Genomic DNA, 11909 nt, shown 5'->3' on the forward strand with positions numbered 1-11909 from the left:
GGCCCTACGGGGTGGGGAAAACCATCGCGAATTCCCGCCGCGTTTGATTCGAGAACTGCAGCCCCAGATGCTCGGCCGTGCGTAAATTGACGGCCACCAGCAAATCACGGAGTAATTTGACCGGCTCGAGCTTGCCGCCCGGTTGCATTTGCTGCACGGCCAGATTGGCCAGACTGCGGCCCATGCCGAAGTTATCCGGGTATAACGAAAATAGCGCACCCTTACGGACGTGGTCCAGGTTGCTGGAAAACACCACGAAGTTCTTTTCCCAGGCCTCGCGCAGCACTTCCGGGAACAAGGCTTGCTCGTCCAGCGCGGCATTTTCCCGCGGCAGCCACAATGCAATCGAATTGTCCTTAATATCGATCATGATCTGCCGGAACGAATCCGACGCATCCCGCAAGCTGGCGGTGGGCTGCGCCTGCAACACCAGGCCGCGGTCCTGCGCGGCGCGTTCGGCCTGCCGGATCTCCCAGGCGGTTTGGCGAGGATCGTAAATCACCGTGATTTTCTTGACGCTGGGCACCAGTTTTTTCAGTTGGTCGAACATCGCTTCCGGTGCCGGCGTCAGGCTGATTCCGGTCAAGCCCTGCGGCGCTTCCTCCGGCCGGACGATGGTGGCGCCGATCACCACCGGTAACACGCCGACCAGGCCCTTGGCCATGGCCAGCCCGGCCCGGCCCAGCGTCACTACCACGTCGATGCGGTCGTTCTTCAAATCGGCGATCAATCGGTCCGGCGAGGTATCGCGCTCGCTCAGTAAATAATGGGCAACCGGCCGGCCCAGTTCCTGCTCCATGCCGCGGGCGATTTCCAAGAACACCGAACGGTAGGGCTCGCGCACTTCCGGATACACGATGCCCACCGCCGGCGTTTGCGCCAACGCATTCGTGAAGCTGCACGCCAAAACCAGCGCCAGCCAAATCGGTAACATTACTCGGTCCAACAAAATCACTCCTGGGTTATGCATTCGGGCGGTCGGGATTGCGGCCGCTCAAAAATTCACGCTGATTTCGCCGTAGAAACTGCGCGGCGCCAACGGCAAGTCGTTGGGGATGCCGGGCTGCGGGCTGCCGGCCAAACTCGGTTCGCGGGCGCCGACGTCGAATAAATTGCGCACCGAGAACGCCAGTTCCACATGCTTGGCCAAGTTTTGCCGGCGCAGGGTCAAATCGACCCAGGTATAGTCGGCCACCGGCTCGCGGGTATCGCCGAAACTGCGGCTGCGGCCGACGATCAATTTGGCCTGGGGACTAAAAGTCCAATCAGGCAAAAACTGCCAGTTCGCCCGCAAATAAAGCTGGTGCTGCGGTGCGTAACCGGCATCGTGGTGCAGGGTTTCGTCGCGGCTGCGCTGGTAGGCGTAGTTGCCGATTAGTTTCAAACTATCGGCCGCCTGCCATTCCGCTTCGAATTCGCCGCCGTAACCCTGTTGTACGCCCCGGTTTTGGGCGGTGGCGGTAGTGGCATTGCTATCCGGCACGAAGCGAATGATGTCCTTCCACCAATAACCGAAAAAATTCAGCCCCAAGCGCAAGCCGTCGGCCGGGCGGTAATCGAAGCCCAATTCCAGATTCTCCATGGTCTCGGGCTTTAGTTGCGGATTGCCGATCTGGGCCGGATTGTTCAGGATATACATTTCCTGAAACGACGGCGCCCGAAAGGCCGAGCCGTACATCAGCTTGGCGGTCAAGTCGTAATCGGCCTGCCAGATCAAGGCCGCCCTGGGATTGAAGGTGTTGCCGAAATCGGAATAGCGGTCGTAGCGGGCGCCGGCGGTCAGGGTCCAGTCGTTAGCAAAATTCCACTGGTCCTGAAAAAACAGGTAGGCGATTTTACGGTCGACTTCCGGGATGAAGGTGGACGCGGTGCCGGACACGTCGATCAGCGGAATCCCCGGCAACGACGGTATCGGCAGCCCGGAGCCCGGATCGATGCCGAAGTTCTGGCTGACGCGGGCCTGGAACAGGCTGTCGTAGTTGAAGCCGACGCCGCTGCGGATTTGGTGCCGGCTAAAACCGTTGTAGGCCAGCATCTGGCTGATGCGGACGTGGCGTTCCCAGACTTCCGGATTGCCGATGTAACCGTTGGGAAAGGTCACCGGCGCGCCGGCGCCGATTTGGCCGTTGCCGCCTATCGGCAAGGTAGTGCCGGGCGGGAACAAGGTCAGGTTGCGTTCGATTTCCTGGCTGGTTTCGAAATAACTGGCCTGGCTGGTTAATTCCCAATTTTCGATATCGGTATTTTGGTAGGTGATATCGGCGTTCCAGCGGTCACTGCCGTAGCGGGCCGTCGAATCCAGCGCCTGAGCCACGCCGGAGCCGATCCCGAAATTGCCGCGGTGTTGCAGGCCGCCGCGAAAACGCCAACGGCCGCGCGCCAAATCGACCCGGGCGTCCAGGTTTTCGCGCGACAGGCTCAGCGGCCCCGGCGCCAGCGAGGCGCCGGTACCGAACAGCCGGTCGAACTGGCTCTGCAAATCGGCATCGACCACCGCGTTTTGGCCGGCGGTATTGTGGTACTCCACGGCCAGGGCCACGTCGAAGCCGGCCCACTCGGCGCCGTGCAATGCCCAGCCGTCGTAGGTATCGAAACTGCCGACGCGGCCGCCGATTTCGCTGCCGTCGATGTCCTGCCGGGTTTTGGTGATGATGTTAATTACGCCGGCAAAGGCGTCGGCGCCGTAAACCGCGGAGCCCGGCCCGCGCACCACCTCGATCCGGGCGATATCGCGGAGCGGCATGCCGCCCCAAACTTCGCTGCGGCTGCCGGTATAGGAATTGGTGATCGGGATACCGTTGACCATCATCAACACCTGTTGATTGAACTGCGAGAAGATACCGCGAAAGGTATAGATCGGATTGTAGCCGATGGTGTTGCGTTGCACATGCAAGCCGGGCACGGTTTCCAAGACTTCGTCGATGTCGGTGGCGCCGATGGCCTTGATATCGGCGGCGCTGATCACCGTGGCGATAGACGGCGCTTGCGAAATCGGCTGTTTGTAGCCGGAGGCGATGCTGACCATTTCCTCGCCGCCGTATATTTGCGACAGCGCCCGCTCTTCCTCTTCGGTCGACACCGGTTGCGCCTTGGCAGTCGAGCCAAGGCAAGCGGCGCACGCAGCGAAAAGCAGAAAGCGGGACATGGCTAACTCCTGGGTGAAATCTTTTTTGAATTAATTGTTATCGATCACCACGGCAAGCGAGGATACAACAAAGATCCCGCCGATTGTACGTTCGGCCAATTTTAGACTAAATCGGCCGGGTGCCGGCCGATATCGGAGAACTGGTGGCGGTTTGACCGGGATGCGCCGCCAGCGGCGGCGCTGGCGGCGAATTAGACGCCGGACGGAACGGTCGGCCGCCGGGCGGGAAAGGTGCGGGCGCAGCCGGGGCGGCTTATTCGAGCCACTCCACCACTTGCGCCAAGCTTTGCCGGGTTTTCGGCCGCGGCGGCGGATTTTTGCGGTAGCCGAAAGCCACCATGTAAGCCGCCGCCCAGCGTTCGAGATCGACGCCGGCCTGTTCGGCCAGAATCCGCTCGATTTCGGCGCGTTCGAAACCTTCTATCGGACAGGAATCGATGCCGATCATCGCTGCTGCCGTCATCATATTCGCCAGCGGCAGATAGGTTTGCCGGGTGGCCCAGTCGGTCAGCGTGCGTTCCGATCCGAGCAGATCGAAATCGCTGCGCTGGAATTTTTCGATCAGGCCGCTGCGCAACTGAATGATGTCTTCCGGATAGTGCTGAACTTCGCGCATCATGTATTGCAAATAAGCGCTGTCGTAACGCATGAAATGGCTCTTGCGCACTAGGGTCAGCACCACGTGGCTGGCTGTCGGCAATTGCTTTTGCCCGCCCCAGGTAAACTGGCGCAGCGTTTCGCGCAATTGCGGATTTTGTACGACCAGAAACCGCCACGGCTCCAGTCCGAACGAACTCGGCGACAGCCGGGCCGTTTCCAGAATAAACTCGAAATCGGCGCCGGCGATTTTGCGCTCGGCGTCGAATTCTTTACAGGCGTGGCGGAATTGGAAGGCGTCGAGAATGGCCTGTTTGGCTATCGTCATGGCTTACAAGCTATCGCCGACTTCGCGTTGGTAAAACGGCCACTTGGTGACGTGCAGATGTTTGCGGATCGGCGTCTTGATCACCGACACGCACAGCGCAATCGAAAACAAACACCAGACCGCGCAATACTCGTTCGGATCGTCGGTGGTGATGTCGGAAATCCACGGCCCGATCAAATAATGGAAGGCGACGAAACGCCAGGAGCCGTAAATAATCGGCAAATAAAACGCCGCCAGAATATAAGCAAACGCGTGCAACCCCCAGTTAAAGCCGAGCAGCCATTCCACCGGCTGCGACATCAGCCCGTTCAACGGCATTTGCCAGGCGATATGCCAAGCGCCGGAAACGGAGCAAGTTTGGGTGCCGCAGAAGCCTTCGGTACCCGGTACGCAATCGCCGGCCCAGGCGAACGGGTACATTTTGATCAGCATCGCCAGCGAACTGATCGCGCACAGCGTATAGACCGTGGTTTTGATCTTTAACTTGACGCTTTCCGGCACGAAATACATCGCCACCATATTGACGAAAAACGGCTGAAACGCGATATGCAGATAGCCGAGCAAGGTCAACACCTGGTTATTCGGGTTATCGCATAAATCGATATAAACGTACGTCGCCGCTTGCAGCAGCTCCATCAACGCAAAATAAGTCAACGGAATCCACAGCTCTTTGGATTCGCCCTTGTACGCCACGTAAACGGCGGTTGCCAAACCCGCGGCAGCCAAAACACCTGACGCCTCTCCACTCCAGCACATCGGAAAACACCCCTTTTTTATACTTTATAGTTATAGGTATGGATACCTGTTCCAACTCGGCGCCGCGCGGCGCCGAAACGGCCAAGATAGCCATGGCTTTAATTGTGAACGGGTCACAAAGGGGCGAAATTATTACATAAAACCGTAGCCGTTAAGCCGGATTTTGCCGGCGGCTCAGTACAGATCCAGCGGGTCGACGTCCAGCGACCAACGGACTTTTTTAACCTCCGGCAATAGGTAAATCCGAGGCAGCACAAGGTCCAACAAGCGATGCAGATCCTGGCGCCGCGGACTTTGCAACAGCAATTGGTAACGGTAAGCGCCGGCGCGGCGCGCCATCGGTGCCGCCACCGGCCCCAAGACTTGGGTGCTGCCGGCGCCCAGCTCGGCAATCGCCGCGCAAACGGCTTGCAGAAATCGGCGCGGCGCATCGCTGCCGCCGGCTTGCGCCCGAAACAGGGCCTGATAGCTGTACGGCGGCAAGCCGGCCTGGCGCCGCTCCTGCAAGGCACTATCGGCAAAGGCGCGGTAACCTTGCCGTAACAACGTGTTCAGCAACGGATGTTGCGGCTGGCGGGTCTGCAAAATCACCCGGCCCGGCCGTTCGGCCCGGCCGGCGCGGCCGGCCACCTGCACGATCAACTGCGCCAGGCGCTCGGCACCGTGAAAATCGATGCTGAACAGGCCGCTGTCGATGTCCAAAATCGCCACCAGCGTCACGCCCGGAAAATGGTGGCCCTTGGCCAGCATCTGCGTGCCGAGGATGATGTCGGCCCGGCCGTCGTGGATTTGCTCCAGATAACCTTCCAACGCGCCTTTACGTTGCGTCGTGTCCTTGTCCAGCCGCACCACGCTCCACTGCGGAAACAATTCGGCCAGGGTCTGTTCGATGCGTTCGGTGCCGAGCCCCAGCGCCTGCAATTCGCCGGTGCTACAAGCCGGGCAAAGTTTGATCAACGGATGCTCGGCGCCGCAATGGTGGCAGCGCAACAGACGCTCGGCGGCATGGATCACCAGATTGGCGTCGCAGCGGCGGCAACGCGACACCCAGCCGCAACCGTGGCAGATTTGTACCGGGGCGTAACCGCGCCGGTTCAGGAACAGCAATACCTGCTGCCCGTTGTCCAATGCAGCGCGGATTTCCGCCAACAACGGTTCGGACAGGCCGGATTGCAGGCGCTTGTTGCGGATATCCAGCAATTGAAAGCTCGGCGCTACCGCCGCGCCGGCCCGGTTCGGCAAATGCAGCAGGCGGTAGCGGCCTTCGCCGACATTGGCCAGACTTTCCAGCGACGGCGTGGCCGAACCCAGCAACACCGGAATATCCAGCATCTTGGCTCGGGCCACGGCCACGTCGCGCGCCGAGAAGCGGAAGCCCTCCTGCTGCTTGAAGGAGCTGTCGTGCTCTTCGTCGAGAATGATCAGGCCCGGCCGTTGCAACGGCGTGAACAACGCGGAACGGGTGCCGAGCATGATCGCCGCCCGCCCTTGCTGCATGCTCAACCAGGCTTGCAGGCGCTGGTTGTCGGTGAGTTTGGAGTGGGTCGCCACCATTGCCACGGCGAAGCGGCGGCGGAAACGCTGTTCCAATTGCGGCGTCAGGCTGATTTCCGGCAGCAGCACCAACACCTGTTTGCCTTGCGCCAGGACGCTGGCAATGACCTGCATATACACCTCGGTCTTGCCGCTGCCGGTCACGCCCTCCAACAGCGACACCGAAAACCGGCCGAGCCCGGCGGCGACGCTGGCTATCGCCGCCTGCTGCTCGGCGTTGGCGGCCAAGGCCGGTTCGGCTTCCGTTACCGCAGCGCTTGGCGGCAGCTCGCAGCGTTCGGCCAGACCTTTGTCCAACAAGGCCTTCAACGCCGGCCGGCAGTCGGCCAGATCCGCCTCCGCCAAGATCCCGGCCTGTAAGCGCGCAAGCAATGCCCGTTGCTTCGGCGCCCGGCTTAATTGCTGCAAATCGGTTTGCCGGCCGGCCGAAGTCAGCTGGTAAGCCTTGGGCAGCTCCAACACGGCCGGCCGGCCTTGGCGCAACGCGACCGGAAACGCGGCGGCCAGCACTTCGCCGAGCGGATGGTGGTAATAGCGGGCAGCCCAATGCAGCAGCTTCAGATCGGTCTCGGACAACAGCGGCGCCGGGTCCAGCACCGCAAGCGCCGGTTTCAAACGCTCGACGGCCACATCGGAGTCGGATGCCACCGCCAACAGCACGCCGACCTGGCGCCGCCTGCCGAACGGCACCAGGACTCTGCTGCCCGGACGCAAATCGGCAGCGTCGCAACCTTCCGGAGGCAGGTAATCGAAAATGCGTTCTAACGGAACGGGGGTTGCAACTTTCAGAATTAATTTGCCGGAAACGTCACAGTTGGACATATTTGATGAGGCGTTTTTGATATTGCACCGCTAAGTGTTTAACGGCATTGAAAAATCCCGAGTTACCCACAAAATCTGTGGATAACTCTGTGGATTAGGCGTATCCGCCGCCGCTTAGTGTCGGTTTTTATTACAGATTCTTTAAATTGGGCAAATTTCAGCCAGCTTTATTTGCCAGTTAAAATCAATGACTTACGCCACAAATTAATCTGTGTTATTTCTCGGCGGCCGCGAAAACCGGCGGCTGCGGCGCTTGCTCCGTTTTTGTGCATAACCTGTTGAAGGACAGTGTCGATACGACGCGATCAAGCAACACCTGCCGCTCGCGGCGGCGGCAACGCCCGGCGCGGCACTTATTCCCTGTCCGGCTGCCCGCCGCCGTTAACGAATTGCAATCCGGCCCAGGCCGCCAACAGCAAAAACGCCAGCAAGGTCCAGGCCGGGATACTGAAGCCCAACAGCGTCCAATCCACTTTCGCGCATTCGCCGGTCCCGGTCAGCATCAGTTTGATGGTGTCGGCCAGCGGAAAATGCTGAAACACGTATTCCAAACCGGGACTGCATTCCGGCACCTCTTCCGGCGGCAAATGCTGCAGCCAGACATGCCTGGCGGAAATACTGGCACCAACCAGAGCCACCGCGGCGGCGGCTACGGCATATATGCGGCGGCCGCGATTGTGCAGGCCGGCCAACAGGAACACGACGCCGGTCGCCAAGATTGCCAATCGCTGGGAAATGCACAGCGGGCAAGGCTCCAGCTCTTCGACGAATTGCAAATACGCGCCGACGCCCAGTAGCCCGGCGCAAGCGGCAAAACCCAGCAGAAAACCCAGGCGGGGGCTTAGTCTTTCAAAATTCATACTCAAATTTATTCCAATAAAGTGAACGAATCGGTTAAGGTGCGGCCTGGCCGGTTTGCCCCCGGCAGGCCCAATGCCGTTTTGAAGCCGCCGGCGCGAGAAGCGCGGTTGCCGTTTAAAACTTAATGGCAGTGCCCGGGCGCCGAAACCATTTTCCGCAATCCGGCCGGCGCCCATTTCGCCGGCCGAGCCAGGAAGTGCGGCTCCGAACCCGAATTGCGGATAACATTATCCGCCAATTACCCCGGCTTATTGGCCGCGTTTTATTCGTCAGAACACCCGAAATACAGGATACCACCGATGCCGTCAGTTGAATTAGCCAGTCTGATTGGCGCCTGTTTGTTGTTAATCAGCGTTTTTTCCAGCAAGTTGGCGTCCAAGGTCGGCATTCCGTCCTTACTGTTCTTTCTGTTGATCGGCTGGCTGATCGGCGAATTCGGCGGCCCGGAATTGCGCAGCCCGGAAATTGCCAAGTTTATCGGCGATTTCGCGCTGATATTTATTCTGTTCACCGGCGGCCTGGATTCGCATTGGTCCAACATTCGGCCGGTGTTGTGGCAGGGGCTGTGCCTATCGACGTTTGGCGTTTTTATCACGATGCTGTTGCTGGGCAGTTTTGCCTGGTTCATTTTGGGCTCGTTTAGCACCTTTTCGCTGGGGGTGCACGGCATTAGCCTGCAGCAGGGCTTGTTACTGGCGGCTATCGTCTCGTCCACCGACGCGGCGGCGGTGTTTTCGGTGCTACGCTCCAGCCACATTGCCCTGAAAGGCAAATTGCAACCGCTGCTGGAACTCGAATCCAGCAGCAACGACCCGATGGCGGTATTGCTGACGGTCAGCTTGCTCAATTATTCCACCGGCGGCGAGGCATCGCTGCTCCAGGGAGGCAGCTTTTTGGCGATCCAATTGACTATCGGCGTCGCCGTGGGTTACGGCGCCGGCCATTTCATGGTCTGGCTGCTCAATCGCTTGGGTTTGAGCTCGGCCGGCCTGTATGCCATCGCCTCGATAGCCCTGGTATTGCTGACTTACGCGGTCGCCACTTTTATGCAAGGCAACGGCTTTTTGGCGGTTTACGTCGCCGGCATCGTCGCCGGTAACCGCAAGGTCATCCACCAGCATTACATCAATGCCTTTCACGACAGCTTCGCCTGGCTGATGCAAATCATCATGTTTTTAACGCTGGGCATGCTGTCGGTGCCTTACCGTGCCGAACTGCCGGCCTTAGCCAGCGTCGCCGTGGCGATCAGCTTGTTTTTGATGTTTGTGGCGCGCCCGGCCAGCGTATTCATCAGCCTGTTCTGGGCCAAAGTCAGCTTCAAGGAAAAACTGCTGGTGTCTTGGGTCGGCCTGCGCGGCTCGGTGCCGATCGTGCTCGCGACTTTTCCACTGGCGGCCGGCACCGACGAAGCCGGCGAAATCTTTGTGTTGATCAGCTTTATCGTGGTGATGTCGGTGCTGATCCAGGGCTTTTCGCTGGCCGCGTTTGCGCGGTGGCTGGGCTTGGCCGAGAAGCGCTAACCGCAGGCCCCTGGCTACTTGGGATCCAGGTGGCAATACTCGTTTTCGACGTCTTGCTTGAAGGCTCTAATTTCCCGCGAAGGCCCCAAAATCACCAAAATGTCGCCGACGTTGAGCCGGCGGTCGATGTCCTCGCCAACAAAATGCAAGCGGTCGCCGATCCGTTTATTGACGATGCCGATCAGCAGCAAACCGTATTGCGAACCCAGTTCCAACTGGCTGGCGTGCATGTTTTCCAGAAAGCTGTTCTCCGGAATCGCTACTTCGGCCAGGTGTAAATCGTGGCGGCCGAACACGGTATGGTCGAAAAGTTCGGCAATATCGGGCCTCCTCAACATGTCGTGTATCTTGCGGCCGCAGATTTCGTAAGGGTCGATGATTTTGTTGGCGCCGGCCGCAATCAGCTTTTCGGCCGATTCCGGGCTATCGACGATGGCGACGATGTTCAGATTCGGGTCCAGCGCCCGCGCCGACAGCGTCAAGAACACGTTTTCCGAATCGGTATCGAAAAAACAAAACAAGGTATCGATATGCCCGCCGATGCCGGCCAACCGCAGATCGTCGTCGCTGCGAAAATCGATATTGGCGGTCTCGAAGCCGTTTTCCCGCGCCAACGCGGCCTTGGCCGGGTCGTGGTCTATGACGACGATCCGGTAAAACTCCTTATCCAGCCGGCTGATAGCTTCGAACGACAGCCGGTTGTAACCGAACACGGCAATCTGTTTCATGCCGGCTTCCTGGCGAATAACCGGCGTCGTTCGACCTGGTCGCGAAAATGGTCGATGCCGAATTTGCGCCCCAGCAACACCAGAATATCGCCGTGGCGCAAGATGAACTGTTCGGCCGGGTTGAAATAAAAATGCTGCTGGTTCACTTGGTATTTGTTCTTGTGTTTCAAATGAATCGGGTTGGCGCTGATCACGCCGAGCAGGGTTAATTTGCGTTGTTCCAGATCGAGCTGGCCGATATTTTGATCCTCCAACGGCGATTTCTCGCTAACCAATACCGACTCCATGACGATATCGCTCTGGCTTTGCAGAATGCCGGAAATGGCCTCGAACGCCACCGGCTGGCCGACGAACTCGGCGGCCAACATGCCGGCGATTTCGAACGGCCGGATTACCTGGTTGGCACCGGCCTGGTACAACTTGTTGACGTTGTCGTGGCGGTTGGCGCGGGAAATGATGCGCAGCCCCTTATTCAAGTGCCGGCTGGTCAGCGTGATGTAAACGTTGACCACGTCGTCGCCGGTAATGCACAAAATGACCGAAGCGCCGCGGCAAATGCCGGCATTCAACAGGACGGCGTTATTACTGGCATCGTTTTCTATCGCCAGGTAACCGCGCAATTTCGCCAAGGCCACTTTCTCCGGCGATTTGTCGATGACCACGAACCGGTTTTGCTCTTCGTGCAAATGGCGGGCGATTTCCTGGCCGACTCGGCCGAAACCGCAAATGATGATGAAGTTGTCGAAATGCTCCAATGCGGCATAGGTGCGGCTCTCCCGTACCGACAACATTTTCTCGCTGAAGGCGGCGATCAGAATCGAGGTGAAGAACGACAGCACGCCCAAACTGGCCAGAATCAGAAAAATCGTCACCCAGCGCCCGCCGGCGGTTTGCGGGGTAATGTCGCCGAATCCGACCGTGGCCAGCGTGACGATGGTCCAATAAAACGCATCGAACAAGGTGTTGATGCCGGCGTTGTTCCGGTACTCGAACATATAGATCGACACGCTGGCGATGAATACCAAAAAGCAGGTAAAGATCAGCAGCGTAGTCAGTTCGAAGCGTTTGCTGGCCAAGGCGTCGGCGAACAATTTGGCGCTGTCGGAATAGCGGAACAGCTTGAACAAACGGAAGATGATGAAAATCCGCAGAATGTCCAATGGCCGGTAGCTGGGCAGAATCGCCAACACATCGATCACGGCAAAGGCCGAGCTGACGTACTCCAGATCCTTGGCGACCAGTTTTTTGTAAATCCCGGACAGCTTGAACGGCAGGTTCAGATACAGGGCTTTTTCGTATTCTTCGATCACGATCTTGTAGGTGTCGGAATAAATCCAACCCCTGACCAGGTATTCCGCGATGAACACCATCAAAATCGCCAGTTCGAAATAGCCGCCCATCTTGCTGTCGGCATGTTCGATGTCGTAGATCAAAAAGATCACGCTCAACACCAGCAACAAAATCATCGTCGCATCGAAGTATTTTTTGCGGTGGCTCTGCCGGTTTTCCAATAGCTCGAAAAAGAAGGCTTTGCTGGCCTTGTACCAGTGCGCCGCTTTCAGGTAATACGCGCAATAAACGACGAGTTTGGCGAACAT

The 11909-nt window shown here is 58.6% G+C and carries 9 protein-coding genes; 1 reads left to right on the forward strand and 8 read right to left on the reverse strand.

Features of this window, described 5'->3' with window-relative positions; all coding sequences use genetic code 11:
• Positions 1-4 precede the first annotated feature (4 nt).
• From VXJ35_RS20515 to VXJ35_RS20540, 6 genes are all read right to left on the reverse strand, one after another.
• Positions 5-934 (reverse strand): ABC transporter substrate binding protein, encoded by a 930-nt coding sequence (locus VXJ35_RS20515; protein ID WP_064023623.1) that lies wholly within the window; start codon positions 932-934, stop codon positions 5-7.
• A gap of 60 nt (positions 935-994) precedes the next feature.
• Positions 995-3145 carry a TonB-dependent siderophore receptor gene (locus VXJ35_RS20520; protein ID WP_064022983.1) on the reverse strand — a complete coding sequence of 717 codons (2151 nt, stop codon included), beginning with the start codon at positions 3143-3145 and terminating at the stop codon, positions 995-997.
• Positions 3146-3398: 253 nt separating this feature from the next.
• The gene (locus VXJ35_RS20525) at positions 3399-4070 is read right to left on the reverse strand and encodes an NAD(P)H-dependent oxidoreductase (RefSeq protein WP_054763479.1); all 672 of its coding nucleotides are present in this window, start codon (positions 4068-4070) and stop codon (positions 3399-3401) included.
• 3 nt (positions 4071-4073) lie between these two features.
• Positions 4074-4826, reverse strand: coding sequence for a DUF5765 domain-containing protein (locus VXJ35_RS20530; RefSeq protein WP_054763480.1), 753 nt, complete (start codon positions 4824-4826; stop codon positions 4074-4076).
• Between the two features lie 174 nt (positions 4827-5000).
• A complete protein-coding gene (locus VXJ35_RS20535; RefSeq protein WP_064022984.1) occupies positions 5001-7202 on the reverse strand; it encodes a primosomal protein N' in 2202 nt (733 codons plus the stop codon).
• A 353-nt stretch (positions 7203-7555) separates the two neighbouring features.
• Entirely contained in the window at positions 7556-8062 is a 507-nt protein-coding gene (locus VXJ35_RS20540) for a disulfide bond formation protein B (RefSeq protein ID WP_064023624.1), read from the reverse strand.
• A gap of 300 nt (positions 8063-8362) precedes the next feature.
• Here VXJ35_RS20540 and VXJ35_RS20545 point away from each other — a divergent pair, with 300 nt between their 5' ends.
• Positions 8363-9583, forward strand: a complete 1221-nt coding sequence (locus VXJ35_RS20545) for a potassium/proton antiporter (protein WP_064022985.1) — start codon at positions 8363-8365, stop codon at positions 9581-9583.
• A 14-nt stretch (positions 9584-9597) separates the two neighbouring features.
• Here the strand turns inward: VXJ35_RS20545 and VXJ35_RS20550 are convergent, their stop codons facing one another.
• Entirely contained in the window at positions 9598-10311 is a 714-nt protein-coding gene (locus tag VXJ35_RS20550; RefSeq protein ID WP_064022986.1) for a TrkA family potassium uptake protein, read from the reverse strand.
• A complete protein-coding gene (locus VXJ35_RS20555) occupies positions 10308-11909 on the reverse strand; it encodes an NAD-binding protein (RefSeq protein WP_064022987.1) in 1602 nt (533 codons plus the stop codon). The genes VXJ35_RS20550 and VXJ35_RS20555 overlap by 4 nt, the downstream gene beginning before the upstream one ends.

This window comes from Methylomonas sp. DH-1, from assembly GCF_046097555.1.
Classification (GTDB): domain Bacteria; phylum Pseudomonadota; class Gammaproteobacteria; order Methylococcales; family Methylomonadaceae; genus Methylomonas; species Methylomonas koyamae.